Here is a 24,463-nt window from a genome sequence, read left to right as displayed (position 1 = left end):
CTACCGCACGACGACGACGTTGCCGTCGGCGTGATGCAGGACCGCATGGACCGTGGATCCGAGCCGGACGCCCAGTGTGTTGCGCCCCTTGGCACCGAGGACCACACACGCGGCTCTCCGGCTCTCTTCGACGATGCAGCCCGGGATCGAGTCGGCGAGGAGGAGGTCCCGGCCTGCCGTCGGACCCGCGCGGTCGCCGAGCAGCGCCGCGGCCTGCTCCAGGACCGGATCCTGCTCCAGCTCCCGGGCGGACGCTTCGGCCGCCCCGTGCCGGTGCGGGGCGCCGACGTGCAGGAGCCGGAGCGACTTGTGCAGGGTGCGGGCCAGCTCGGCCGCCACCATCACCGCCCGGTCGCTCTCGTCGGAACCGTCGACGGCGACCAGGACGGTGTCGTGCGTCGGACGGGCGTCCCGGACGACCATCACGGGGCAGGACGCGGTGGAGACGAGGTGGAGGCTCACCGAGCCGATGAGCAACCCGGAGAAGCCGCCGAGGCCCCGCGTTCCGGTGACGAGGAGGGAGGCCTCCGTCGAGAGGGTCGTCAGGACGCCGGTGGGTGCACCCGTCACCATGCGGTCGTGCACCTCGAGATCCGGCTCGGAGCGCCGTGCCAGTTCGAGTCCTTCCGCCAGGATCCGGTCTGCCTCCCCGCGCAGCCCGCTGTCCTCGATGCCCTCGACCGGTCCCAGCCGGTCGGTGAAGTACGGCCAGATGAAGGCGTGGACGACGACCAGCGGCAGCCCGGCCACACCGGCATAGCGGGAGGCCCACAGGAGCGCCTTCTTCGACTGGTCGGAACCGTCGTAGCCGACCATCACCGGCTTGCCCCGCCGGGTTCCCCCGGCCCCGTCCGTACCGGCGGTCATGCCGAGGCCCCGGCGGTCCGGGCGGCTGCCGGTTCGGCATCGGGCGGTCGGAGCGTACCGTGCGCGATGAGCACCGGGCAGGCGGAACGCTCGGCGACGGCGGAACTCACCGATCCGAGGAGGAGTCCCACGAACCCGCCGTGGCCCCGGGATCCGACGACGATCATCGCGGCCTTCCTGCTCTCCTCGATGAGCACCTGAGCTGCGGGCCCTTGCAGCACCCGGCGCTCCACCGGGCAGGGCGGGTGGTCCCCGAACGCCGCCGACAGTGCATCGTCGAGTGCCGTCTCGGCCAGGTCGTCGGGGTTCCAGGTGATGGGAGCGAAGGTCCCGAAGCCGATGGGGTACTGCCAGACGGTCACGGCCCGGAGGACATCCCCGGCGAGCGGCACGAGGCTGCCCGCGAGTTCCAGCGCGGCGATCGATTGTTCCGATCCGTCGACGCCGACCACGATGACTCGGTGCTTGCGGGACGCGGGTGTGATGTCCATGATGGGGTTCTGCTCCTTCGCCACAGGTGAACGTGCGCCCCGTCATTCTCTTCGGCCCCTCGTGTGTCGGGTAGGGCCGAAAGGCCCGCCCGAGGTGGGGACGTTGTGCCCTGACGACGGGCACCGTACCCGGTGATGATGGGCGGGAAACCCACTGCTCGTGGTGATTGGGAACGAGACATTCGACGCGGTTGCATCGGATGCATCGACGACGTCGGAGGTTGGAGATGGACTACCCCGCGACCGGTGCACAGCCCGAGGGGACCACGGTGTTCCTCCTCGACGACCACGAACTGGTCCGGCGCGGGTTGCGCGAGCTGCTGGAGAGTGAGGGCTTCTCGATCGTCGGGGAATCCGGATCGGCCGAGGAGGCCACCCGGAGGATCCCCGCCCTGTCCCCGGACATCTCGATCCTCGATGCGCGGCTGCCCGACGGCACGGGGATCGAGGTGTGCCGCGATGTGCGCTCGGTCGACCCCTCCCTGGCGTGCGTGATCCTGACGAGCTATGACGACGAGCAGGCCCTGCGGGGTGCTGTCATCGCGGGTGCTGCGGGATACATCCTGAAGGAGATCCTCGGGTCCGACCTCGTCGAGAAGGTCCGCCGGGCGGCGGCCGGTGAATCGCTGTTCGCAGCCGGCGTGACGGAACGGATCATGTCCGGCCTCCAGGACGCCCCGGTCGAGGACCCGCGGCTGGAGGGACTGACCACCCAGGAGAAGAAGGTCCTGGCACTGATCGGGGCGGGGCTGACCAACCGGGAGATCGGGGCGGAACTGTTCCTCGCGGAGAAGACCGTGAAGAACTATGTGTCGTCCCTGCTGTCGAAGCTGGGGTTCCAGCGCCGCACCCAGGCGGCGGTGTTCATCTCCCGCCCGTCGGGGCCGCCGTCTCCGTCTGGTTCAGAGGGATCTTGAGGTGGACCTTCGTCCCGCCGGCGGGTTCACTGACGATGGAGATCGAGCCGTCGCACAGTTCGGCCCGGCGCTTCATGTTGGCCATGCCGCTCGAACGGGTGGGGTTCTCGAACCCCCGGCCGTCGTCGGCGATCCTCAATTCGAGGTATTGACCGATCGCCCGCAGGGTCACCGTGATGGTCTGGGCATCGGCGTGGCGTAGCGCGTTGGACAACCCCTCGAGCAACACGGCCCTGACGTGGTCGGCGCGTTCGTCGTCCACCGCCGCGTCGAGCGGACCGGACAGTTGGAGGACCGGCGCGAGGTCGTGGCCGTCGAAGGCATCCGCGACGAGGGAGAAGATGGTGGAGGTGAAGGTCGGGGTGACCTGCGGGACCGTGCGCAGCGAGTAGATGGTGTCACGCAGTTCCCGGATGGTCTCGTCGAGTTCCGTCGTCACCGCGGAGATGCGGGTCAGTGCCTCCGTGTCCGGCGTGTACTTGCGCAGGCTCTGGATGCTCAGTCCCGCAGCGAAGAGCCGCTGGATCACGAGGTCGTGCAGGTCACGTGCAATGCGGTCGCGGTCGCCGAATACGGCCTCCTGTTCCCGCTGGCGATGAACGCGCAGCAGTTCGAGGGCCAGGGACACATGGGACGCGAAGGTCGTCATCATCTCGTGGTCGACGTCGGAGAACGGTGACCCGGCGGAGGACCGGCCGACGACGAGGAAACGGCGGTCGCCGTCCCCCGGCAGCCTGGTGCACAGCGCCGTCCCGATCATGCCCTCGGGCGCGCCGGGAAGCACCCGGGTGAACTCGTCGGCGTCGAGCACGATGGGCGACAGGGTGCTCGGGAGCCTGGAGAGCAGCGTCGGATCCAGACTCGACCGGCCGAGCAGCGCCGCGACCTCGACGCCGTCCACGGCCTCGCATCCCACCCCCCGCTTGCCGCCGAAATCCCGGAGGACCGCTGCGAGGATACTCTGCGAGGCGTTGAGAGCGTGCGTGGTGAGGATGTCGAGATCGTGGTGGGATTCGTCGTGCTGGTTGAGCAGTTCCCTCACGGCGTTCAGCCCGCCCTCGAGCCATCGTGTCCGACGATTCGCTTCATCGAAGAGGCGGGAGTTCTCGATCGCGACCCCGGCTGCCGACGCCAGCGCCACGACGAGCTGTTCGTCCTCGACGGAGAATTCCGCGCCTCCCAACTTGTCCGTCAGGTACAGATTGCCGAAGACGCGGTCGTGGATACGGATCGGAACGCCCAGGAAGGACCTCATCGGCGGGTGGCCCTCCGGATAGCCGTACGCGAGGGGATGCTCGCGCAGGTCGGAGAGGCGGAGCGAGTGCGGCACGGAGATCAGCAGGCCGAGGATTCCGTGCCCGGTGGGGAACTGGCCGATCCGCCGGATCTCGTCCTTCTCCAGTCCGACGGTGGTGAAGTGCCCGAGCGTGCGGTCCGGGCCGATGACCCCCAGGGCCCCGTACCGGGCATCGACCAGTCGGCAGGCAGCCGAGATGACGCGTTCCAGGACGGTGTCGAGCCCGAGATCGTCCGCGATGGCCGCGAAGGCCGCGAGCAGGTCCTCCATGCCGGCGAGCGCCGTCGTCTTCGGGCGCGCCTCGTTGGACAGTCCATCGGAATAAGTGACCACGTGCCGCACCCCGTACTCTCGGCGCGATGCCCCGCCCCCGAGGAAATCACGTTCCGTCCTTCACGATGAGACCGGAGCGCCGGATCGGAAGAGGGGTCTGAGTGCCCTACCCGGCCCGTGGGTCGCTTCATAGTGTCGATCTATGGAAGCCGAGAATACACCTACGGAAATCCTTCCAGCGCACGAATGCTGGAGATTACTCCGAAATGCTCCCTTCGGACGCCTTGCCCTGTGCATTCAGGGCATACCGGGCATCTTTCCGGTCAATTTCGTCGTGGAACACGGCACGATCGTCTTCCGCACCTCGGAGGGGACGAAGTCCCGGTTCTCCGAGAAGGCCCCGGTCGCGCTCGAGACGGACGGAACGCTCAACGACGGTGCCCTGGTCTGGAGCGTGATCGTTCACGGACACGCGGCGACGATCAACCAGACGAGCGAGCTGCTGAACACGGTCACCCTGCCCCTGCATCCGTGGGAGAGCGGCCGCAAGGACCGGTTCATGCGGCTGGTACCCGAGACGATCACCGGACGTTCCTTCACTCCCCTGCAGGCATCGACCCATCCTCAGGGCGCTCGAGCTCCCGACGAGTGAGGACCAGGGTGGGGCAGGGTGGCTCCAGGAGCAGCGTGTGGGTGACCGAGCCGAGCGACATCGCTGAGCGCGCACCGCTCCCATGGCGGCCGATCACCAGCAGATCCGATCCGGTGCCGTAGAGTGCCAGCGCCTCGACGGGAGTGTGCAGGTCATCGACGATCCAGCTCACGAGGAGATCCGGGTAGCGGGTGCGCACGGCGAGGAGCATCGGTGACGCACCGACCGCCATGCGCTGCGGGGATGACCCCAGTGCGGTGACCACCGTCAAGGCCATGCCGGATGCGTGGGCCTCGTCGGCTGCTCGGAGGAGAGCGGCCCGCGACGCATCCGAACCGTCCACACCGACCACCACTCCCCTTCCGGCCTGGCTCGAGTCCGTCCGGTAGCCGTATGCCGGCGGCACGACGGCGACCGGTGTCGAGGAGTTCAGGGCCACCTGCAGTGCGATGGAGCCTTTGAACTCCCCGCTGACGGGATCCCTCCGGTCCGCGCCCACGACGATCATCGGCGCGGCCGTGGACAGTCCCAGCAACGCCTCGACCACATCACCGCAGTGCAGGTAGGTACTGATGCGCAGGCCGGGATGCCGGTGGACGACGCGCGATGCTTCGCGACTGACCATCACGCGCCCGGCGATCACCTCGTCGCCGTACAGGCGCCCGGGGGGCATCAGGGACGGGTCTGCGATGGCGTGCAGGACTGTGAGCGGGACATCGAGGGCCGCCGCACGCGCTGCTGCCCACTCCACGGCGGTCCGGTCGGCCGCAGGATCGCGCATCGCGACCAGCATCGGCTCGGAGCGCTGGATGGGGGGTCTCGTTGCTGTCGCCTCGGGAAGGACCGTGGTCATGGTGCATTCCTAACGTGGTGCATTCCTAACGTGCTGGATGTGATCCGGGAGGTCCATCCGGGCGTCCGTGAGTGGCCGGCGTCGCGGGGCGGATGGGTCACTCTCCCACGATCACAGATGCCGTAAGCGCTGATCAGGGGCTTTGGACCCTGATCAGGAGGTCGAGGTGTTTGTAGCGTCGACAGTAGGCACGCCTCGGCCCGGGAATCTGCGGGCACGGCGCCGCGATGCACCATCCCTACGGACGAAGGACGTCACCGTGTCGACACCCCCACGCCAGGACAGCTACTGGGAGATGCCGGGCGCCCTGCATGCGTCGGAAGCCCTCACGCCGACGCAATGCTGGGCCCTGGCGACCACGCAGTCGGTCGGCCGTCTCGGCTTCTTCCACGAGGGATGCCTGAACATCTTTCCGGTCAACTACTTCGTGCTCGACGAACACCTCTACTTCCGGACGCGGGCGGACGGCACCATCGCCAACAGCTACCTCGAGCATGCGGGGTTCCAGGTGGACGTCACCGACAGGAACACCCAGAGCGGGTGGACCGTCCTGGCGAACGGGCCGGCCACCCGTGTCGAGGACCCGGACCTCCTGACCACGCTGTGGGGCAAGGTCTCGGAGGAGCCATGGGCGCCCGGACTCCGCGATCTCTTCTACGAGATGGCTCCCACCAGGATGCGCGGTCGTCGCCTGTCGACCGCCCGTTAGCCCGATAGCCGTGGTGATGCGCCGATCCAGGGACCAGGGGCGGCCTGCGCGCCGCCCGTCGACGACGCCGGATGCGCGCATCGCGGACGCGACCGCTCTTCGTGGACGGGCCGGGCACGGTGAACACCCTCGTGGGGCGACCCCGCTCTGCCTGACCTGCGGAGCGGATGACGCCCTCGTCTATTCCGCCTACTCCGTGCAGGTGGTTCTCCCCAACGGCCGTGTCCGACCTGCCCGGGCGAGTTACTGCTGCGCCCGCTGCGGCCGCAGCAGGAATCACGAGGTGCCGATGGATTGGCGCCCGCCGGGCTGGTTCTGGTGCACGTGAAGCGCCTGGAGTAGTCCCACGTCAGTAGTCCACCTCGACGCCCCCGCGTCGGTGCACCCCGCGCTCGCCGTTGAGCTCAGGGTGCACCCGTTTCTTGCCGCCCCTCACGGGGCGGGAGCGATGACCCCCAGGGGGAAGGGCGCCGGTGCGGCCCCCTGCGCCGTGAGACGCGCGGTGATCGAGTCGGGGTACAGGTCCGTCCGCACGGAGTCCCAGGCCTGCGCTTCGCTCAGGTCGAGGACGACGTTCGTCCCCGGTGACAGGGTGGCGGCCCGTCGCACCACGAGATCGAGGGCGTGCAGATTGACCGACGACACGCAGCCGTGGACGAGGATCCGCACGATGTGCGCCTCGGCATCGGCGCTGACCAGGATCTTCAGTTTCCGGTTGGACGACGACGGGTGCATCGCCATGGCGCGGCGCCGCATCGTCTCCTCGGAGTCGGCGCCGAGGCCGGCCGTCCCCCGCCGGTAGGCGGTCCTGGCCGATCCCTGGGCCGCGCCGGCGGACGCGATCGGACGCCGCCTCACCGGTCGAGCATTTCTGCGTGATCGTGGAACCGGCGGTCGCCCTGACCTGCGGCGGTGTAGCCACCCAGTTCCTGCGCCCGGCGTCGGGCCTTCAGGAAGATGAGCTCTTCCCCCGAGAACCAGTACTCTCCGTGGGCATCCGCGTGGAGACTCTCGCCGATGGTCGCTTCCACCCGGTTGACCAGGGTACGTGGCAGGACGACGCACCCCGGATTCTCGAGGACCCACTGCTGCACGCCCGGATCGATCCTGGTCCAGATTGAACTGATGTTGGTCACTGTGCGAACCTCTCGCGATCGGTGTCTCGCTTTGCACGAACATCACACGCGAGACCCGGACCGACTACTAGGGCCTAAAGTCCCATCGGCCCCGGTCCGCGGCGAGAAGTGCGGGCCGGGCGGACAGGAGAGAGGACCTTGGACCCTGCAGGTGTCCGGGCGGCCTGACGCACAGTGGAGGCATGACGATGTCGGTCGATGATCACTCCGCGGGCGCCGAAGGAGGGCGCACGGCTGCTGATCCGGATTCACTCGAGGACCTTCTGCGCCACGCGGTCCGGCGCGCGGCCGACTGCGCACGCCTGGACCTCACCGTGTCGGAGGGCGTCGTCGTGCTCTCCGGCGTGGCACTGAGACCCGAGGACAAGTCGCGGGCCGGCTTCGCCTGCTGGTGCGACCCGGGCGTCCGCGCCGTGTACAACAACCTGACCATCTCCCCGGGCCCGTCATGAGCACCGTGACGATCGTCGGAAGCGGCAGGATGGCCAGAGGGATCGCCATCCGCATGCTCCACGCCCGATGCCAGGTCAGGATCCTCGGGCGGAACGGGGAGCAGACGCGGACACTGGTGGAGGAGCTCGGCCCCGGCGCCCAGGGGGGCTACCCCGGTGAGTCCATCGACGGTCACGTCGTGGTCCTCGCCATCCCCTACGCCGACATCCGGGAACTCGTCCTCGAGTACGGGTCGGGCCTCGACGGGAAGATCGTGGTGGATATCAGCAACCCGGTCGACGTCGCCGGCTTCGATCGCCTCCTCACCCCGCCCGGGACGTCATCGGCCGAACAGACGGCGGAACTCCTCGGCGGGCGGGCCGACGTCGTGAAGGCATTCAATACGGTGTTCTCCGGCACTCTCCAGGAGGGCCGGGTGGCCGGTGAACCACTGGACGTCTTCCTGGCCGGTGACTCCGAACAGGCGAAGGCCGTGATCAGCCGACTCGTGGCGGGATCGGGGCTGCGCCCCGTCGATGCCGGGCCGTTGCGCCGTTCACGCGAACTCGAGGCGATGATGCTCCTGGTCATGGGACTCCAGGTCGGGGACGCCCACCCGCACTTCAACTGGGACACCGCGCTGAAGATCCTCCCGTGAGACTCCCGGCAAGCGGACTTTCCACCGGGCACGATCCCTGCCCCCGTGCCCGCTGACCTCCCCGCCCGGCCCGGCAGCCGCTCGGGGCGAGACCAGGCGCAGACCGTTCCCCGGCCCTCCCATTCCGCGGGGCACCCTGACGCGCCATCGGAGGACCCGGGCGTGCGGAGGAGGACCTCGCTCCCCCGCCTCCCCTGGCTCGTCGTCATCACCTGCGTGGTCATCACGGCGACGATCCTCCTCGACGCGGCGGGGGCGGGTGCCGCCGCGCAGCGCCTTGCTACCGCCTATTCGTTGGCGGTTGCAGCCGTGCAGGCCTACGGCATGCTCCGGGACATCCGGAAGGGCCACTGGGGCGTGGACCTCCTGGCGCTGATGGCCATCCTCGCCACGGCCGCCACCGGCGAGTACTACGCGAGCATCGTCGTCGTGCTGATGATCGCCAGCGGGCAGGCGCTCGACGACTTCGCGTCGGCGCGCGCCCAGACGCAGCTGCGGGCACTGCTCGAGCGCGCACCCCGCGCGGCCCACCGCGTCATGGAGGAGGAGCGGGACCAGGACGGGACGGACGGCGCGCCCGCGGGCGGCGCGATCGAGGACGTGCCGATCGACGACCTCCGGGTGGGCGACCTCGTGCTGGTGAGGCCCGCGGAGGTGGTGCCCGCCGACGGGACCCTGACAGCGGACTCCGCGACCCTCGACGAGTCGATGCTCACGGGTGAGAGCCTGCCGGTGGACTACGTGCGCGGCGCGCACATCCTCAGCGGCTCCCTGAACGGGGCGGACGCCCTGACCCTGCGGGCGACGGCGACCCCCGCGCACTCGCAGTACAGCCGGATCGTCGCACTCGTCGCCGAGGCGTCGGCCAGCCGGTCGCCGACCGTCAGGCTCGCCGACCGGTTCGCCGTCCCCTTCACCGTGTTCGCGCTGGCCCTCGCTGCGCTGTCCTGGGTCCTCAGCTCCGATCCGACGCGGGCTGCCGCGGTCCTCGTCGCCGCCACACCCTGCCCCCTGCTGATCGCCGCGCCGGTGGCCTTCCTCGGGGGCATCAGCAGGGCCGCCCGCGCCGGCATCATCGTCCGGAGCACCCAGGCCCTGGAGCAGCTCGCCCGCGCCCGGAGCGTCGCGTTCGACAAGACCGGCACCCTGACCTCCGGCACGCCGCTGGTGGGCGCGATCGTTCTCGCCCCGATGGCGGCGCCCCTCACCGAGGACGAGGTACTCGGCCTGACCGCCTCCGCCGAGCAGTACTCCACGCACGTCCTCGCCGCGGCCATCATCGCGGAGGCCGCGCGCCGCGGGCTGGCCCTCCATCCGGCATCCGGGGCCCAGGAGTTCGCCACCGACGGCGTGCGCGCGGAGGTCGCCGGGACCACGGTCGCCGTCGGCAAACGCCGTTTCGTGGAGCGCCTCGTGGGGCCCGTCCCCGACCCGCCACTGTCACCGGGGGAAACGGCGGTCTACGTGGGGGTCGGCGAGCGCTTCGCCGGGTGCATCCTGCTGCGCGACGCCCTGCGCGGCACGGCGCCATCCACGATCCGCTCGCTCGTCGCCCTCGGAGTGCGGGAGGTGCTCATGCTCACGGGTGACGTCGAAGCAACCGCGCGCCCCATCGCCCGGGAGGCGGGGGTGGACACGATCCACACCGATTGTCTGCCCGGGGACAAGGTGGAGATCGTGCGGAACCTGCCCGAGCGCCCCGTCATCATGGTGGGCGACGGCGTCAACGACGCCCCGGTCCTCGCTGCCGCGGACGTCGGCATCGCGATGGGGGCGAGGGGGTCGACGGCGGCCAGCGAATCGGCGGAGGTGGTCATCACGGTCGACGACCTCGCGAAGGTCGGCGAGGCCGTGCTCATCGGGAAGCGGACCCTGCGGATCGCGCTGCAGAGCATCGGGATCGGCATCGGGCTGAGCCTGGTGCTGATGACGGGCGCCGCCCTGGGACTCGTCCCCCCGCTGGCCGGAGCGTTCGGGCAGGAGGGCATCGATCTCCTGACGATCCTCTACGCGCTGCGGGCGGCACGTGCCCCGCGGTCCGGAGCCCGCGGCTCGACCGACGCCGGGCGGTCCGCGCACGGGTAGACCCTCGGCGCCGGCGTCACATTACTTCTTGTTGACCGGAGCACCCGTCGGCGTGCCTATAGTGATTCCAGCTTCAAGAGATGCGGCCGCCAAGCTCCGACTAGGCCGTACACCAACCCCATGTTCGTGGGTGGTTCGGATGACGAAGCGGCCTCCGCCTTGGCACACAGTGCTGGTCCGGCGCAGGCAAGAGCACTTCGAGAGGCCACATCGTGAGCTGTAGCGCACCCCGCACCACGTCCTGACAGGCACGCAGTCCTGCGCCCTTCCTGCGCCTGTCCGTTTCCCTGACGTCGTCCTGCACCGGGCCGACTCTCCCTGAGGAGTACCCATGAACGTATCCGTAATCCCCCCTGCCCGGAATCAGCGGCACCTCCGCCGATGGACGGCCTCGTCCGTCGTCGCCCTCACGGCCCTGCTCAGCGGCTGCGGCGGTCCGGCGGGCTCCCCGTCGGTCGCCGGCGGCGAGCCGGTGGCCGGCGGTGTCCTCGACGTGTCGATCTCGGCCGAGCCGGGCTGCCTCGACGGACACGGCATCTCGGCGACCCAGCAGCAGTTCCTGGGGCGTCTCATCTACGACAACGTGGTGACCCTCGACGAGAACGGGGAGATCGCGCCGTACCTCGCCGAATCCTGGGACGTCTCGGAGGACGGCAGGACCTACACGTTCCGCCTCCGTCAGGGGGTCACGTTCAGCGACGGCTCACCCTGGAACGCGGAGGTCCTCCGGCAGAACTTCGAGCACATGCGGGACCCCGCCACGAAGTCGCCGCTGGCCGCCGCGTACATCGCCCCCTACGTCGATGGCACGGTGATCGACGAGTACACGTTCGAGGCCCATCTCGCCCACCCCTACACGCCGTTCCTCTACACGCTCGCGCAGTCCTGGCTCGGCATGACCTCGGGCAAGGCGATCTCGGAGTCGCCGGAGACGCTGTGCCAGAAGCCGATCGGTACGGGTCCCTTCACGGTCGCCGACTACAGGCCCGGCCAGAGCATCAGCTACACGAAGCGGGACGGCTACGACTGGGCGCCGGAGTGGCTGGACGGTGACGGCGAGGCACTGCTCGACGGCGTCGAGGTCACCCTCGTCAGCGAACCCGTCATCCGCCACCAGTCGCTCGTCTCGGGACAGTACGACCTGACGGAGAACCTTCCACCGCAGAACGCGGCCGCCGTCCAGGCCGATCCGGACTTCACCTACGAGAACCTCCCCCGTACCGGCAGCCCGTACGTGCTGGGCTTCAACCTCGGCCGGGCCCCGTTCGACGACCTCGCGGTCCGGCAGGCGTTCGCCGCCGCGGTGGACACGCAGGCCGTGACGCGGAGTCTCGGCTTCGGCACCTACACCCCGATCGACAGCTTCCTGTCGAAGGAGAGCAAGTACTACGACCCCTCGGTCGAGGGCGTCCTGACCCACGACCCCGAGCGGGCCGCCCGGCTCCTCGACGAGGCGGGCTGGACCGGCCGCGACGACGAGGGCTTCCGCACGAAGGACGGGAAGCGGCTCACGGTCGAGGTGCCCACGGTGGAGAGTTCGACGCCGAGTCCGCTGCTCGTGCAGCTGCAGGGCGAGGTCCGCAGGGTCGGCTTCGACCTCCGGATCGTCCAGCTCCCGCAGGCGCAGCTGACGGAACTCCGCTACGCCGGCGACTACGACGCCCTGGCCGGGGTGTGGCACACCAATACCACCGATGTCCTGTTCATCCGCTACCACTCCTCCGAGATCACCGGCGAGCGGATCGGCCAGAACTCGTCCTACGTGAACGATCCCGAGCTCGACGCACTGCTCTCCACGGCCCGCGAGGCCGACGACGGGCCGGCCGCCGCGGAGGCCTACGCGAACGCCCAGCACCGGCTGCTCGATCTCGTGCCCGGCGTGCCGCTCTACGAGAACCCGAGCCAGTTCGCCTACGCGAACACGCTGCACGACGTCGCCGTGGACACCTCCCACCCGGTCCCCGTCCTCACCTACGCGTGGAAGGCCGAGTAGATGGCCGTGCTCCGGCGCGTCCTCACGCGCCTCGGCGTCGGGATCGGCGTCCTCTGGGGGGCCGCGACCCTGACGTTCCTCGCGGTCTACCTGATCCCGGGCGACACGGCCCTGCTGATCCTCGGCGGGCCCGACGCGCGGCCCACCGCGGAGACGCTCGCGCAGGTCCGCGCCGACTATCTCCTGGACCAGCCCTTTATCGTCCAGTACGGCAGCTACCTCGGGAACCTCCTCCAGGGCGACCTCGGTCAGTCCTACCGGCTACGCCTGCCGGTCGCCGAAGCGATCGGGCAGCAGATCGGCGCGACGGCGGCGCTCGCGGCGGCCGCCGTCGCCGTCGCCCTGCCGCTGACGTTCGCGGTCGCGATCCTGTCCGCGCAGCGGGCCGCCTGGGTCCGGTCGATCGTCTCCGGCGTCGAGGTGGTCCTCGCCGCGACGCCCACCTTCATCATCGGCTTCGTGCTGCTCATCGTCTTCTCGTTCGGTCTGCGCTGGTTCCCCATCGGCGGGAACCAGGGTCTCGCGGCGCTGGTCCTGCCCGCGATCACCCTCGCCCTGGCGGTCTTCGGGACCCTGTCGCAGGTGCTCCGGAACGAACTGGAGGACGTCCTGGAGCAGCCGTTCATCCTGACGGCCCGCTCCCGCGGTATGCGCGACCTCCCCGTCAGGATCCGGCACGCCCTCCGGCATGCGGCCATCCCCGTGATGACCATGACCGGGTTCGTCGTCGCCGCCCTGCTCGGCGGGTCGGTGGTCGTGGAGACCCTCTTCAGCCGGCAGGGCATCGGATCGCTGGCCCTGGCATCGGTCTACAACAAGGACCTGCCGGTCATCATCGGGATCGTGCTCCTCTCGGCCGCGGTCTATGTCGTCGTGAACCTCGTCGTCGACCTCCTGTACACGCTCATCGACCCGAAAGTGGTGACCGCATGAGCCTCGCCTCACGCACCAGCGACACCGTCGTCCCGCCCGCCGCCCCGCCGGCAGGACACCGGGCCCCTCCGGCGGACCCGGCCGGTCCCGCCCCGGTGCGGCACCGCCGGTCGAGGATCCGCCCCGGCCTCCTGCTGGCGTCCGTGTTCCTCCTCTGGCTGGCGGCAGCAGTCCTCGTCCCGGACCTGCTCGCCCCGGCGGACCCGTACGCCGTCGATCCGGGCCGGAGTTTCGAGGCGCCGGGTGCCTCCGCGTGGTTCGGCACGGACGACTCCGGCGCCGATGCCTACACGCGGATCGTCCACGGGGCCGCCACCTCGCTGTACATCGGCGTCGGCGCGACGGCGATCGGCGTCGTCGGCGGGACCGCCGTCGGCCTCCTCGCGGGACTCAACGGGCGATTCGTCGAAGCCTCCGTGATGCGCTTCCTCGACGTCACCCTCGCCATCCCGGAGATCCTCCTGGCGCTCGTGGTGATCGGGATCATCGGGGGCGGCACGGAGAACGCGATCCTCGCCATCGGTGCCGGCAGCATCGCCTACTACGCGCGGATCACCAGGGCCCAGACCCACCTCGTCCGGCGGTCCGGCTTCGTCGAGGCCGCGCGGACCCTCGGCCTGCCCGCCTGGCGGATCCTCCTCACCCACACGGTCCCGAACGTCATGAAACCCGTCCTCGTCCTCGCCACGATCGGCATCGGTTCGGCGATCGGAGCAGGGGCGTCGCTGAGCTTCCTCGGGCTCGGCACCCCTCCCCCCGCACCCGAATGGGGCGCGATGCTCTCCGCCGGCCGCAACTTCATCTCGAACGCACCCTGGCTGATCACCTTCCCCGCGGCGTTCCTCGTCGCGACCGTCCTGTCCATCACCGTGATCGGGCGCGAGCTCCGACGCCGTGCCGAAGGGAGGCTCCCATGAGCCCCACCGCCCTGACCCGCCCCAGCATCCCCGCCCCGCCCTTCGTCGTTCCTCCGCCCGTCGTCGAACTCGAAGGGCTCTCCGTGGCCTTCGGCCGGGGCACCCACCGGCGGGAGATCATCCACGACCTCAGCCTGTCCGTCCGGCCGGGCGAATGCCTCGCGCTGGTCGGGGAATCCGGCTCCGGGAAATCCGTGACCGCACGGACCCTCGTGGGACTCACCGGCCCCGGCGCGCAGGTCCGCTCCACCGCGCAACGCTTCGACGGCCGGGACGCCTCCGCCTGGGGCGAACGCCAGTGGTCCCGCATCCGGGGCAGGGAGGCCGGCTTCATCCTGCAGGACGCCCTGTCCTCCCTCGATTCCCTGCGCACGGTCGGCGACGAGGTGGGAGAGGTCCTGCGCCTGCACGGGGACCTCGACCGCCACGCCCGCCGCGAGCGCGTGCTGGAGCTGCTCGCCTCCGTGGGCGTCCCTGACCCCGGGATCCGCGCCGCGCAGTACCCGCACCAGCTCTCCGGCGGACTCCGCCAGCGCGCCCTGATCGCCTCGGCGATCGCCGCGGACCCGGCCTTCCTGATCGCGGACGAACCGACGACGGCGCTGGACGCCACCATCGCGGCGCAGGTCCTCCGGCTGCTCGGCGACCTCAAGGGAGGCAGCACCGCGATGCTCGTGGTCAGCCACGACCTCGCCGTCGTCGCCGGCCTCGCCGATCGCGTGGCGGTGATGCGCGACGGCGCGATCGTGGAGGAGGGCAGCGTCCAGGCCGTCCTCCAGGACCCGCAGCACCCCTACACGCAGGGACTTCTGGCGGCGATCCCCTCGCGGTCCTCCCGCGGACGGCGTCTGACGGTGCAAGTCCAGGACCACAACCAGGACCAGGACCAGGACCAGGGCCGTCCGGTGCCGGCCCGGGACTTCCCCACGCCGGGACCGCCCGCCCTGGAGGTCCGGGGGCTCACCAGGGCCTTCCCCGGGCCCGACGGCGGCCGCCGGACGGCAGTGGACGGCGTGTCCTTCACCCTGCACCGGGGCACCACCCTCGGGATCGTGGGCGAATCAGGGAGCGGCAAGAGCACCGTGGCGCGCATGGCGCTCGGCGTCGAGCAACCCGACGCCGGTACCGTCCACGTCCGCGGACGCACCTGGGCCGAGCACCGCGCGTCCCGCGACCTCGCGGCCCGCCGCTCCGTGCAGATGATCTACCAGGACCCCCTGCAGTCGTTCGACCCCCGCAAGACCGTGCAGCAGGTGATCGGACAGGCCGTCGCCGCTGCCGGGACACCGCGGAACGCGCGGCCCGCGCGCGTCCGTGAACTGCTCCACCTCGTCGGCCTCCCGGCGGACAAGGCAGGGAGCCGCCCGCTGGAACTCTCGGGCGGCCAACGCCAGCGGGTGGCCATCGCCCGCGCCCTCGCGGCCGAACCGGAGGTCATCATCTGCGACGAACCGGTCTCCGCGCTCGACATCACCGTGCAGGCCCGCATCCTCGACCTCCTGACGGAGCTGCAGGAGCGCTTCGGGCTCAGCTACCTCTTCATCTCCCACGACCTCGGTGTCATCCAGCACGTGAGCCGTGAGGTGTTGGTCCTGAAGGACGGCATCGTCCTCGAGCACGGGCCGGTCGCCGGGGTCTTCGACGCCCCCGGTCACGAGTACACGCGCCGACTCATCGACGCCATCCCCGCACTCCCCGCACCCCGGAAGGACACACCCCACCCATGACACGCCAGATCGCCTTCAACCTCTTCGAGATGAACTGCGTGGGACACATCTCCCACGGCCTCTGGGTCCACCCGGAGAACAACCGCCACCGCTTCAACGACCTCGACTTCTGGGTGGAGACCGCGAAGCTGCTCGAGGCCGGGCTGTTCGACAGCGTCTTCCTGGCCGACGTGGTCGGCACCTACGACGGTTACCGCGGCGGTCCGGACACGGCGCTGCGCGAGGCCGTGCAGATTCCCAGCAACGACCCCCTGCTGGTCATCCCGGCGATGGCCGCGGTGACCGAGCACCTGGGCTTCGCCGCCACGTTCTCCACCACGTACGAACCACCCTTCGCCTTCGCACGGCGTGCCTCCACGCTCGACCACCTGACCAAGGGGCGGTTCGGCTGGAACATCGTCACGTCCTATCTCCCCAACGCCGCCCGGAACTTCGGGCTGGCCGACGAGGTGGAGCACGACCAGCGCTACGCCATCGCGGACGAGTACCTCGACGTCCTGTACAAGCTGTGGGAGGGCTCGTGGGACGACGACGCCGTGGTCGAGGACCGCGAGCGGCGCATCTACACCGACCCGTCGAAGGTCCGCTCCATCGACCATCGCGGCCCGCACTTCTCCGTGGCCGGCCCGCACCTGAGCGCACCGTCCCGCCAACGCACCCCCGTGCTCTTCCAGGCCGGGAGCTCGGTGGCCGGCAAGGCCTTCGCGGCCCGCCACGCGGAGGGCGTCTTCGTGGGCGGACGCGACGCCGCGGCGTACCGGGACAACGTGGCGGACCTGCGCCGGCTCGCTGTCGCCAACGGCCGCGGCGCCGACCACATCAAGACCTTCGCGAGCGCCGTCGTCATCGTCGGCAGGACGCACAAGGACGCCCAGCGCAAGGCGGAGGAGTACCGCCGCCTCTCCAGCGCGGAGGGCTACCTCGCCCACGCGGGCGGCGGCGGGATCGATCTCGCCGCCTACCGGGCCGACGAGGTGATCGACGACATCCTCGCCCGCGAGGACCGGCCCGGCCGCGACCGGCAGCCCAGCAACCGGAGGCACCCGGCGGGCACCACCGTCGGCGAGGCGCTCGAGCGCATCACCCGGTTCGACCGTGGTCCCTTCGTGGCGATCGGTACGCCCACGGAGGTCGCCGACGAGATCGAACGGTGGGTCGAGGGCACGGACCTCGACGGGTTCAATCTGCGGCAGTTCCTCTCCCCGGGCACGGCGGAGGACTTCATCGAACTCGTGGTCCCCGAACTGCAGAAGCGCGGCCTGTACCGCAGATCGTACGAGGAGTCGACCCTCCGCGAGCGCCTGTTCGGGCCGGGAGCCACACGGCTCTTCGACCGGCATCCCGGCGCGCGCTACCGCGGCGGGGCGAATCTTGGCCACGCCGCCGCGCCCCTCCGGACACCCCGCGCCGCCGGTGTCCTGCCCGGCACCGCTGCGCCCATCCCGCCCATCACCCCGTCCTACGCCTAGGAGCCCCCATGCCCACCGTGTCCGCCACCACCCACCAGTCCCCGACGGGCGAGCCGGGGACTCCGGCTACGCCGCCCTCGACGGCAGCCCTGCGGAAGCGCTTCCGCCCGCTCTTCGACTCCATCGCCGCCGGGGCGGCCCGGCGGGAGCAGGACCGCCGGCTGCCCTACGACGAGGTCGCGGCGTTGAAGGAGGCGGGGTTCGGTGCCCTGCGGGTTCCCGAGGCCTACGGCGGATCCGCGGTGTCCCTGCGGCAGCTGTTCGTCCTCCTCACCGATCTCGCGGCAGCGGACTCGAATCTCACCCAGCTGTGGCGCGGGCACTTCGCCTTCGTCGAGGGCACGCTCCTCCAGCCGTCGTCGGCACACCGGGACCGGTGGCTGTTCGACATCGCGGCAGGTGCCATGGTGGGAAACGCCTCGAGCGAACTCACCGGCACGTCGCTGCGGGACATCCGCACGGCCCTGACCTCCCCGGGCCCGCCCGGCGGCGCCCCGACGCTCACGGGCACCAAGTACTACAGCACCGGCAGCCTCTACGCCGACTGGATCGCCGGCAGCGCCCTGCACGACGGCGAGCGCGTCGGGTACGCGGTCCGTGCCACAGCCCCCGGCGTGGAGCGGATCGACGACTGGGACGGGTTCGGTCAGCGGCTCACCGGTAGCGGCACCACCCGCTTCACGGACGTGCGCGTCGATCCGGGGCACGTCCGCTCCTTCTCCACGGACGCGCCGACCCACGTACCCGCGTTCTTCCAGCTCGTGCTCGTCGCGTCGCTGGCAGGGATCGCCCGGGCCGCAGCCGAGGACGCGGCGGACTTCGTCCGGCCACGGACGCGGTCCTATCCCACCGCGACCACACCCCTGCCGCGCGAGGACCCCCAGGTGCTGCAGGTGGTGGGCGAACTGGGCAGCCGTGCGTTCGCCGCCGACGCCGTCGTCCTCGCCGCGGCGGACCTCCTGGACGCCGCGTACGGACACCTCCGGGCCGGGCGGTGCACCGGCGGGTCCACGAGTGGGTCCACGAGTGGGTCCGATGACGGGACGGACGACGGGTCGGACGACGACGGGCCCCGGGCGCGGGCCGCTGCCCGCGCGGCCGTGGACGACGCCGACACCGCCGTCAGCCGGGCGCAACTGGTCGCCGTCGCCCAGTCCCTGAGGGCCGCCACCGATCTGTTCGAGGTCGGGGGTGCGTCGGCGACGTCGACGGGCCGGGCGCTGGACCGCCACTGGCGCAACGCACGGACCATCGCCTCCCACAATCCCGCCATCTACAAGGCCCGCGCGCTGGGCTACCAGGCGGTCCACGGGGAGCGCGAGCCGCAGCCGGTCGGCGCCTGATCCGGAGATCCGACGCCCCCGGGCGTCACCGGCTAGCGTGGGAGCCATGACGCACGAGTACCGGTACGACGTCGAGATCCTGCACCTGCTCGTCTCGCCCGGGCACGCCTACTTCGGGCGTGCCCGGGACGGGGCAGCCGAGGTGGTCACCACCGATGCGGAGCGCGTGGAGGTCGTGGCGGGCAAGGGCATCGTGGGCGACCGCTTCTTCGGGAAGGCCGCCCACATGGATGCCGCCGTGACCCTGTTCGCCATCGAATCGCTCGAGGCCATCGCGGCGGAGCTCGGAACGGCACCTCTCGATCCGCTGCTCCCCCGCCGCAACGTGGTCCTCCGGGGTGCCGAGCTCACGCCGCTCATCGGCCACGCGTTCGCCCTCGAGAGCGCGGGCGGGAAGGTCTCGCTCCACGGCGGCCGGCACGCCCACCCCTGTGCCTGGATGGACCGGGTCCTGGCGCCGGGAGCCCATCCGGCCATGCGCGGCCGGGGCGGTCTGCGCTGCCGGCCGCTGGACAGCGGGACCCTGCACCGGGGTCCGGCCGTCCTCCTCAGCCCGGTGCCGTTGGATCCGGCACGGGCGGCAGTGGCATCGGTGCTCAGGCCCTCCCGGCTGCCCTAGGGCACATCGGCTGCCTCGCGGTGTCCGCCCGACGCGTCCCCGGCGCGGAGCGAGGGGGACCTGCGGACCGACTGCCGGGCGACCTCGTCCACCGTCAGGTCACGCGAGGTGGGAGCCGCGAGCAGCATGGAGGTCATGCCCTGCAGCTCGGATCCGGCCACGGAGAGCTGAGGGCAGGGGACGCCGTCGTCGCCACGATCATGCTCTCCACCCGGCGGATCCTCTCCCGGCGGATCAGTTCCTCCCACACGGCGTCACCTCCGCCCGCTCCGCGGAGTGCGGGAGAATTCGGCGCCACCCCGCAGAATGCCGGAGCGTCCGGTCACCGTGAGGTCCGCGCTCGCTGCGGGACGGGCTGCGGCGGGGTCCGCTGGTCGGACGCCCTGCGTGGATCCCGCGGCCGCGGGCGGCGTGACCGTCGAGCCCAGCGCGTCGAGGAAACGGACGAGGAGCGCGATCCAGCAGAAGATGATGACCGAGGTGCACAGCTCGTACGCCGTGAGGTTCAGGTAGCGGACCGGGCCCACCAGCACCGTGCAGGCGATCAGGGCGGCCAGCGACCCGTAGGTGCCGACGTGGAAGCATACCGGCAGCCCGGCGAGGACCACCGGACTGAGGATCATCAGCGACGCGAAGGAGATCGTCATGGCGACGGCACACGAGATGTGCAGCAGCCCCCGTCCGTGTGACGGGAAGACCCCCACGCCGACCAGCAGGACCCCGCTCGCCGTGATGCTCGCGAAGGTGAGGCCCGCACTCCACGCATGCTGCAGCAGGTGCCGCTCGTGCAGGCGCTGCAGCTCGCGCTGGAGATGGGAGGCGAACGTGGTGAGGAAGATCCCCGCCGCGACCAGCGTCACGTTGAACAGCTCGCCCGACCTCTCGCTCGGGTCACCGAGCCTGCTGAAATTGTGCTGCCACCAGGTGTGGTCCTGGACGGACGCCATGCCGGCCACGACATTGAGCATCACGAGGACGACGAAGAGGCCGTACAGCCGGCCGATGGTGAGCGCGAACACCGAGGTGTAGGTCCAGTACACGGCGAGTCCGCACCCGAAGCCCACGATCATGGCGGCCGCGGCGGGATGGATACTCGGGTCCCCGAAACTCCGCTGGAGCAACAGGTAGCCGACCGGAGCGGTAGCGGCGATCACGGCGTGGACGAGGGCGACCGACAGGCCGTCGAGGATGAGCCGCCAGGTGGGAAGCATCTGCCGGTAGTCGTGGCCCGGCTGGTACCTGGACCGCCAGTAGCCCATCAGCCCGGCGACGAGTCCGGCTCCGAAGGCTGCCGCGGCCGTGGCGGCACCGATCGAGTTGCCGCCCCAGAGCGGGGCGGGGCTGCCGTCGAAGAAGACCGCTGCCGCGAGGGTGCCGACCACCGTCACCGCTGCTGCGACGACGGCGGCTTCCGTCTCGACGCCCACGGGCGACACCGGCACGGCAGGCGCCCGTCCGGAGGTACTGCCGACATCCATGGGAGTGCTCCTGACCTCGCGCGGGACGCCGTCCGTGGTCCACACCCCCGCCAGTGAGCCGCACGACGACTCCGGCCAGCTTCGGCCACCGGGTCGGCAGGTCCCACACCCGGCACGGGTGATTCACGCCGGTACGAGGCATGATCTGCGTCCGGAGGGGACCGGCGCACCACGCGACGGGACATACTGGGAGCCGGTCGGCCCGGCGAGCCGACGAGGCCACGACCCGTCAGGACGAGGGATCCGGCCGCCGGAGGCGGCGCAGCACGGACTGCACGGCAGACGCCGGAGAGCCCGAAGGAGAACGATGGACCGCAACGCAAGCATCCTGGCGCACTCCGCCGGCGGCCGGGACAGCGGCGACCTCGACCTGCTCAGCCCGGGGCGCGCCGCCGACCCGTCCGGGGATGCGCCGTTCACCTCGACGGGGCACCTCCCGCCCCGCCGCACGGTGAGCGGCCTGCTGCGCAGCGCCCATGCAACCTACGCCACGCTCGACGACGGCACCGTGGCCGACTACATCCCCTCGCTCGCGGCCGCCGACCCGGGCCGGTTCGGGATCAGTGTCTGCGGGGTGGACGGCAACTCGTTCTCGATAGGCGACGCACAGGACGCCTTCTCCCTCCAGTCGATCTCGAAGGCCTTCACCTTCGCGCTGGTGTGCGACGCCATCGGTCACACCACTGTGCGGCAGGCCGTCGGGGTCAACAACACGGGACTGGCCTTCGATTCCGTCATGGCGCTCGAGCTCAACGGGGGCAGCCCCAGGAACCCGATGGTGAACGCAGGGGCGCTCGTCATGATCAGCCTCACCCCCGGGGACTCCGCCGCCGCCAAGTGGCAGTACCTGCAGGAGGGCATGTCCCGTTTCGCCGGCCGGAGGCTCCAGCTCGACGCGCAGGTCTATGACTCGGAGGCTGCTACCAACCACCGGAACCGTGCGCTCGCCGCACTGCTCAGGAGCTACGGGCACATGTCCTACGATCCCCTGCTCACCACGGACATCTACACCCGGCAGTGCTCGCTCCTCGTCACTGCCAGGGGCCTCGCGGTGATGGGCGCCACCCTGGCCGACGGCGGGGTCAACCCCCTGACCCACGAGCGGGTCGTCGGTCCGTCCGTCTGCCGGGACACCCTCGCCGTCATGGCCACCTCCGGCATGTACCAGCGCTCGGGCGACTGGCTCTACGAGGTCGGGCTGCCGGGCAAGAGCGGGGTGTCCGGGGGCATCGTCACTGTGGCCCCGGGCAAGGGCGCGATGGCCACCTACTCGCCCCGGCTCGACGCCGCGGGTACCAGCGTCCGCGGGCAGCACGCCACGCGGAGCCTGTCCCGGAGTCTCGGCCTCGATCTCTTCGCCTCCGCCCCGGAACCCGATGCAGCAAGCCCGGGCACACCGGAGCACGCCACCTGAGCGCGGGGCCGGGATGTCGGCCCCACCCGATGAAAGGCTTCCGTACCCCACCACCACCGTGACGGACCCGCGTGTGGCACGGCTTCCCCGAGGCTGTGCGTGCGCTGTGCGGTCCGGAACCGGAGGTAGGGTCCCGATCCCGGTGGACCGTGCACCACCGGTGCCGCGCTCCCTTGCGCAGTGGATCACCCGCCCCCCGGTCCACGGGCACGACGACGGGCACGACGACGGCATCCACCTGGTCCGGGGCAACTAGGCTGGTGCCATGCCCAGCAGCACCTCCCCCCATCCCGCCCGTGCGACGTCGTCCCCGGCAGGTCGAGCAGTGTCGGGCCGCGCAGTGTCGGGTCGCGCCCCGGCGGCCCCGGTCGGCTGGGGTTTCGCCGACGTCGTCCTGATCCTCGTGTTCGCCGCCTCTGGGCGGCGCACGCACGAGCACGGCGTCACCGTCGCCGGCGTGGCCGAGACCGCCTGGCCGTTCCTCCTCGCCTACACCGCCGCGGCCCTGGCCGTACGCGCCTGGCGGTCCCCCGGCACACCCTGGCCCACCGGGGTGGTCCTGTGGCTGGGGACCGTCGCCGGCGGCCTGGCCGTGCGCGCGCTGTCCGGCGCCGGGGTCGCACTCAGCTTCCAGGTCGTCACGCTGATCGTCCTCGGTGTGTTCCTGCTGCTCCCGCGCGTCGTCCACCACGTGGTCCGGCGGCGACGCCGGCCGGTAGCGTAGGTCCGAATCCACCTTCCCGAAAGGCATGCCATGATCACAGCATTCGTCCTCATCCAGACCGACGCCTCCCGCATCCCCGAGAGCGCGCAGGCAATTTCCGAGATCGCCGGAATCAGCGAGGTGTACTCGGTGACGGGCGAGTGGGATCTCATCGCCGTCGCCCGCGTGAGCCGCCACGAGGACCTGGCCGACGTCATCGCCGACCGCCTCTCGAAGATCGAGGGCATCCGCTCGACGACGACGCAGATCGCCTTCCGCTCCTACTCGCAGCACGACCTCGACGCGGCCTTCTCCCTGGGCTTCGAGAGCTGAGAGCCCCCGCGGCGCCCGCAGGAACGGTCAGTAGGAGCGGCTGACCTCGACCCAGCGCTCCAGGACGGCCGCAGCGGCGCCGGAATCGATCGACGTGCGCGCGCGCTGCATGGCCGCCGTGATGCGGTCCACGAGGCTTCCCTCCGCGGCCGGCTCCAGTGCCACGAGGCCCGCGGCGGCGTTGAGGACGACGGCGTCCCGTACGGGTCCGGTCCCGCCGCCCAGCACGGAGCGGACCACGGCCGCGTTGCCGGCGGCGTCGGTACCGCGCAGCGCATCGACGGGCACGACGTCGAGCCCGAAGTCCCCGGGGTGCACCTCCTGGGTCCGCACCTGCCCGTCGCGGACCTCCCATACCGTGGAGGAGCCGCTGGTGGTCAGCTTGTCCCGACCGTCGTCGCCCCGGAAGACGAGGGCGCGGATCCCCCGGGCCGCGAGGACGCCGGCCATCAGGGGCGCCATCCTCGCATCGGCGCAGCCGAGCGCCTGCGCTCCGACCCCGGCCGGGTTGCTCAACGGCCCCAGGAAGTTGAAGGCCGTGGGGATCCCGAGTTCACGGCGCGGCACGGCGACGTGCTTCATGGACGGGTGGAAGACCTGCGCGAAGCAGAACGTGATCCCGGCCCGTTCGGCCGTCCGGGCGACGTCGGCCGGCAGCAGATCGAGCCGCACCCCGAGCTCCTCGATCACGTCCGCGGCGCCGGAGGCGGAGGAGGCCCCCCGATTGCCGTGCTTGACGACCCTCGCACCCGCACCCACGGCCACCAGCGAGGCCATGGTGGAGATGTTGAGCGTGCCCAGCCCGTCGCCGCCGGTCCCGACGATGTCGAGCGTGGGACCGGCCACCCGGATGCGGTGTGCCCTGCCGAGCATCGCCTCGACCAGTCCTGTGAGCTCGTCGACGGACTCCCCCTTGGCCCGCAGGGCGACCAGGAAGCCTGCGATCTGGGCGTGGCTCGCCTCGCCCGCCATGATCGTGTCCATCGCCCAGCGGCTCTGCTCCACGCTCAGATCGGTGCCCGCGAGGAGGGACGAGAAGATCGACGGCCAGGTGGGCTGCACCGTGGCAGGGCTTGTTGTCAGGCTCACCGTCCAAGATTATCTACGAATTGTAGAAAGTCATCTCGGGGAAGTTCCGCGGAATCACGGGCGTCACACCCCTCC

The 24,463-nt window shown here is 70.8% G+C and carries 25 protein-coding genes and 1 riboswitch; of the genes, 16 read left to right on the top strand and 9 right to left on the bottom strand.

What is annotated here, in order from left to right:
- Positions 1 to 867 (bottom strand): universal stress protein, encoded by an 867-nt coding sequence (locus C4K88_RS04505; protein WP_104120450.1) that lies wholly within the window; start codon positions 865 to 867, stop codon positions 1 to 3.
- Positions 864 to 1,358: a universal stress protein gene (locus C4K88_RS04500; RefSeq protein WP_104120791.1), complete on the bottom strand. Its 495-nt coding sequence runs from the start codon at positions 1,356 to 1,358 to the stop codon at positions 864 to 866. The genes C4K88_RS04505 and C4K88_RS04500 overlap by 4 nt, the downstream gene beginning before the upstream one ends.
- Before the next feature lie 227 nt (positions 1,359 to 1,585).
- On the opposite strand from C4K88_RS04500, the gene C4K88_RS04495 reads away from it, so the two are divergent.
- Positions 1,586 to 2,275 (top strand): response regulator, encoded by a 690-nt coding sequence (locus C4K88_RS04495; RefSeq protein WP_104120449.1) that lies wholly within the window; start codon positions 1,586 to 1,588, stop codon positions 2,273 to 2,275.
- On the opposite strand, the gene C4K88_RS04490 is transcribed toward C4K88_RS04495, so the two are convergent.
- Positions 2,223 to 3,905, bottom strand: coding sequence for a GAF domain-containing sensor histidine kinase (locus C4K88_RS04490; RefSeq protein WP_146065618.1), 1,683 nt, complete (start codon positions 3,903 to 3,905; stop codon positions 2,223 to 2,225). The two genes, C4K88_RS04495 and C4K88_RS04490, sit on opposite strands and share 53 nt — an antisense overlap.
- 142 nt (positions 3,906 to 4,047) lie before the next feature.
- On the opposite strand from C4K88_RS04490, the gene C4K88_RS04485 reads away from it, so the two are divergent.
- Positions 4,048 to 4,497, top strand: coding sequence for a pyridoxamine 5'-phosphate oxidase family protein (locus C4K88_RS04485; RefSeq protein ID WP_104120447.1), 450 nt, complete (start codon positions 4,048 to 4,050; stop codon positions 4,495 to 4,497).
- Here the strand turns inward: C4K88_RS04485 and C4K88_RS04480 are convergent.
- On the bottom strand, positions 4,442 to 5,350 hold the full coding sequence (locus tag C4K88_RS04480; protein ID WP_104120446.1) for a universal stress protein: 909 nt from the start codon (positions 5,348 to 5,350) through the stop codon (positions 4,442 to 4,444). The two genes, C4K88_RS04485 and C4K88_RS04480, sit on opposite strands and share 56 nt — an antisense overlap.
- A gap of 259 nt (positions 5,351 to 5,609) precedes the next feature.
- Between C4K88_RS04480 and C4K88_RS04475 the strand changes: the two genes are divergently transcribed.
- Positions 5,610 to 6,059: a pyridoxamine 5'-phosphate oxidase family protein gene (locus C4K88_RS04475; RefSeq protein WP_104120445.1), complete on the top strand. Its 450-nt coding sequence runs from the start codon at positions 5,610 to 5,612 to the stop codon at positions 6,057 to 6,059.
- Between the two features lie 432 nt (positions 6,060 to 6,491).
- Here C4K88_RS04475 and C4K88_RS04470 read toward each other — a convergent pair whose 3' ends face one another.
- Both C4K88_RS04470 and C4K88_RS04465 read right to left on the bottom strand, forming a co-directional pair.
- Positions 6,492 to 6,917 carry a hypothetical protein gene (locus C4K88_RS04470; protein WP_104120444.1) on the bottom strand — a complete coding sequence of 142 codons (426 nt, stop codon included), beginning with the start codon at positions 6,915 to 6,917 and terminating at the stop codon, positions 6,492 to 6,494.
- Positions 6,914 to 7,195 (bottom strand): hypothetical protein, encoded by a 282-nt coding sequence (locus C4K88_RS04465; RefSeq protein ID WP_104120443.1) that lies wholly within the window; start codon positions 7,193 to 7,195, stop codon positions 6,914 to 6,916. The genes C4K88_RS04470 and C4K88_RS04465 overlap by 4 nt, the downstream gene beginning before the upstream one ends.
- Before the next feature lie 182 nt (positions 7,196 to 7,377).
- Between C4K88_RS04465 and C4K88_RS04460 the strand changes: the two genes are divergently transcribed.
- From C4K88_RS04460 to C4K88_RS04415, 10 genes are all read left to right on the top strand, one after another.
- Complete coding sequence (locus C4K88_RS04460; RefSeq protein WP_104120442.1) at positions 7,378 to 7,647, top strand: BON domain-containing protein; 270 nt, start codon at positions 7,378 to 7,380, stop codon at positions 7,645 to 7,647.
- Positions 7,644 to 8,285, top strand: coding sequence for an NADPH-dependent F420 reductase (locus C4K88_RS04455; RefSeq protein ID WP_104120441.1), 642 nt, complete (start codon positions 7,644 to 7,646; stop codon positions 8,283 to 8,285). The genes C4K88_RS04460 and C4K88_RS04455 overlap by 4 nt, the downstream gene beginning before the upstream one ends.
- Before the next feature lie 162 nt (positions 8,286 to 8,447).
- The gene (locus C4K88_RS04450) at positions 8,448 to 10,370 is read left to right on the top strand and encodes a heavy metal translocating P-type ATPase (RefSeq protein ID WP_104120440.1); all 1,923 of its coding nucleotides are present in this window, start codon (positions 8,448 to 8,450) and stop codon (positions 10,368 to 10,370) included.
- A 71-nt stretch (positions 10,371 to 10,441) separates the two neighbouring features.
- A riboswitch (SAM riboswitch) is annotated at positions 10,442 to 10,569 on the top strand.
- Between the two features lie 132 nt (positions 10,570 to 10,701).
- Positions 10,702 to 12,363, top strand: coding sequence for an ABC transporter substrate-binding protein (locus C4K88_RS04445; RefSeq protein ID WP_104120439.1), 1,662 nt, complete (start codon positions 10,702 to 10,704; stop codon positions 12,361 to 12,363).
- Positions 12,364 to 13,296, top strand: coding sequence for an ABC transporter permease (locus C4K88_RS04440; protein ID WP_104120438.1), 933 nt, complete (start codon positions 12,364 to 12,366; stop codon positions 13,294 to 13,296).
- Positions 13,293 to 14,213, top strand: a complete 921-nt coding sequence (locus C4K88_RS17590) for an ABC transporter permease (protein ID WP_104120437.1) — start codon at positions 13,293 to 13,295, stop codon at positions 14,211 to 14,213. The genes C4K88_RS04440 and C4K88_RS17590 overlap by 4 nt, the downstream gene beginning before the upstream one ends.
- On the top strand, positions 14,210 to 15,940 hold the full coding sequence (locus C4K88_RS17850; RefSeq protein WP_206604347.1) for a dipeptide ABC transporter ATP-binding protein: 1,731 nt from the start codon (positions 14,210 to 14,212) through the stop codon (positions 15,938 to 15,940). Before C4K88_RS17590 ends, C4K88_RS17850 begins: the two co-directional genes overlap by 4 nt.
- Entirely contained in the window at positions 15,937 to 17,409 is a 1,473-nt protein-coding gene (locus tag C4K88_RS04425; RefSeq protein WP_104120435.1) for an LLM class flavin-dependent oxidoreductase, read from the top strand. Before C4K88_RS17850 ends, C4K88_RS04425 begins: the two co-directional genes overlap by 4 nt.
- An 8-nt stretch (positions 17,410 to 17,417) precedes the next feature.
- The gene (locus C4K88_RS04420) at positions 17,418 to 18,752 is read left to right on the top strand and encodes an acyl-CoA dehydrogenase family protein (protein WP_104120434.1); all 1,335 of its coding nucleotides are present in this window, start codon (positions 17,418 to 17,420) and stop codon (positions 18,750 to 18,752) included.
- Positions 18,753 to 18,798: 46 nt separating this feature from the next.
- A complete protein-coding gene (locus C4K88_RS04415; protein ID WP_104120433.1) occupies positions 18,799 to 19,371 on the top strand; it encodes an MOSC domain-containing protein in 573 nt (190 codons plus the stop codon).
- Here the strand turns inward: C4K88_RS04415 and C4K88_RS17320 are convergent.
- Both C4K88_RS17320 and C4K88_RS04410 read right to left on the bottom strand, forming a co-directional pair.
- Positions 19,368 to 19,532, bottom strand: a complete 165-nt coding sequence (locus tag C4K88_RS17320) for a hypothetical protein (RefSeq protein ID WP_167398972.1) — start codon at positions 19,530 to 19,532, stop codon at positions 19,368 to 19,370. The two genes, C4K88_RS04415 and C4K88_RS17320, sit on opposite strands and share 4 nt — an antisense overlap.
- A 93-nt stretch (positions 19,533 to 19,625) precedes the next feature.
- Positions 19,626 to 20,849 carry a DUF998 domain-containing protein gene (locus C4K88_RS04410; RefSeq protein WP_104120432.1) on the bottom strand — a complete coding sequence of 408 codons (1,224 nt, stop codon included), beginning with the start codon at positions 20,847 to 20,849 and terminating at the stop codon, positions 19,626 to 19,628.
- 307 nt (positions 20,850 to 21,156) lie between these two features.
- On the opposite strand from C4K88_RS04410, the gene glsA reads away from it, so the two are divergent.
- From glsA to C4K88_RS04395, 3 genes are all read left to right on the top strand, one after another.
- Positions 21,157 to 22,263 carry a glutaminase A gene (gene glsA, locus C4K88_RS04405; protein ID WP_104120431.1) on the top strand — a complete coding sequence of 369 codons (1,107 nt, stop codon included), beginning with the start codon at positions 21,157 to 21,159 and terminating at the stop codon, positions 22,261 to 22,263.
- Between the two features lie 265 nt (positions 22,264 to 22,528).
- Positions 22,529 to 22,987, top strand: coding sequence for a DUF3054 domain-containing protein (locus C4K88_RS04400; protein ID WP_104120430.1), 459 nt, complete (start codon positions 22,529 to 22,531; stop codon positions 22,985 to 22,987).
- 30 nt (positions 22,988 to 23,017) lie between these two features.
- Positions 23,018 to 23,299, top strand: coding sequence for an Lrp/AsnC family transcriptional regulator (locus tag C4K88_RS04395; RefSeq protein ID WP_104120429.1), 282 nt, complete (start codon positions 23,018 to 23,020; stop codon positions 23,297 to 23,299).
- 27 nt (positions 23,300 to 23,326) lie between these two features.
- Here the strand turns inward: C4K88_RS04395 and trpD are convergent, their stop codons facing one another.
- Positions 23,327 to 24,388, bottom strand: coding sequence for an anthranilate phosphoribosyltransferase (gene trpD / locus C4K88_RS04390; protein ID WP_104120428.1), 1,062 nt, complete (start codon positions 24,386 to 24,388; stop codon positions 23,327 to 23,329).
- Between the last annotated feature and the right edge of the window lie 75 nt (positions 24,389 to 24,463).

It is taken from the genome of Arthrobacter pityocampae (genome assembly GCF_002927275.1).
Classification (GTDB): domain Bacteria; phylum Actinomycetota; class Actinomycetes; order Actinomycetales; family Micrococcaceae; genus Arthrobacter_D; species Arthrobacter_D pityocampae.
This window is presented reverse-complemented; position numbering and strand designations above follow the sequence as displayed.

What these genes read in the sequence shown, in the direction of transcription:
- C4K88_RS04505 (WP_104120450.1), bottom strand. Translation starts at nt 867, where the DNA reads ATGACCGCCGGTACGGACGGGGCCGGGGGAACCCGGCGGGGCAAGCCG.
- C4K88_RS04500 (WP_104120791.1), bottom strand. Translation starts at nt 1,358, where the DNA reads ATGGACATCACACCCGCGTCCCGCAAGCACCGAGTCATCGTGGTCGGC.
- C4K88_RS04495 (WP_104120449.1), top strand. Translation starts at nt 1,586, where the DNA reads ATGGACTACCCCGCGACCGGTGCACAGCCCGAGGGGACCACGGTGTTC.
- C4K88_RS04485 (WP_104120447.1), top strand. Translation starts at nt 4,048, where the DNA reads ATGGAAGCCGAGAATACACCTACGGAAATCCTTCCAGCGCACGAATGC.
- C4K88_RS04480 (WP_104120446.1), bottom strand. Translation starts at nt 5,350, where the DNA reads ATGACCACGGTCCTTCCCGAGGCGACAGCAACGAGACCCCCCATCCAG.
- C4K88_RS04460 (WP_104120442.1), top strand. Translation starts at nt 7,378, where the DNA reads ATGACGATGTCGGTCGATGATCACTCCGCGGGCGCCGAAGGAGGGCGC.
- C4K88_RS04455 (WP_104120441.1), top strand. Translation starts at nt 7,644, where the DNA reads ATGAGCACCGTGACGATCGTCGGAAGCGGCAGGATGGCCAGAGGGATC.
- C4K88_RS04445 (WP_104120439.1), top strand. Translation starts at nt 10,702, where the DNA reads ATGAACGTATCCGTAATCCCCCCTGCCCGGAATCAGCGGCACCTCCGC.
- C4K88_RS04440 (WP_104120438.1), top strand. Translation starts at nt 12,364, where the DNA reads ATGGCCGTGCTCCGGCGCGTCCTCACGCGCCTCGGCGTCGGGATCGGC.
- C4K88_RS17590 (WP_104120437.1), top strand. Translation starts at nt 13,293, where the DNA reads ATGAGCCTCGCCTCACGCACCAGCGACACCGTCGTCCCGCCCGCCGCC.
- C4K88_RS17850 (WP_206604347.1), top strand. Translation starts at nt 14,210, where the DNA reads ATGAGCCCCACCGCCCTGACCCGCCCCAGCATCCCCGCCCCGCCCTTC.
- C4K88_RS04425 (WP_104120435.1), top strand. Translation starts at nt 15,937, where the DNA reads ATGACACGCCAGATCGCCTTCAACCTCTTCGAGATGAACTGCGTGGGA.
- C4K88_RS04420 (WP_104120434.1), top strand. Translation starts at nt 17,418, where the DNA reads ATGCCCACCGTGTCCGCCACCACCCACCAGTCCCCGACGGGCGAGCCG.
- C4K88_RS04415 (WP_104120433.1), top strand. Translation starts at nt 18,799, where the DNA reads ATGACGCACGAGTACCGGTACGACGTCGAGATCCTGCACCTGCTCGTC.
- C4K88_RS04410 (WP_104120432.1), bottom strand. Translation starts at nt 20,849, where the DNA reads ATGGATGTCGGCAGTACCTCCGGACGGGCGCCTGCCGTGCCGGTGTCG.
- glsA (WP_104120431.1), top strand. Translation starts at nt 21,157, where the DNA reads ATGGACCGCAACGCAAGCATCCTGGCGCACTCCGCCGGCGGCCGGGAC.
- C4K88_RS04400 (WP_104120430.1), top strand. Translation starts at nt 22,529, where the DNA reads ATGCCCAGCAGCACCTCCCCCCATCCCGCCCGTGCGACGTCGTCCCCG.
- C4K88_RS04395 (WP_104120429.1), top strand. Translation starts at nt 23,018, where the DNA reads ATGATCACAGCATTCGTCCTCATCCAGACCGACGCCTCCCGCATCCCC.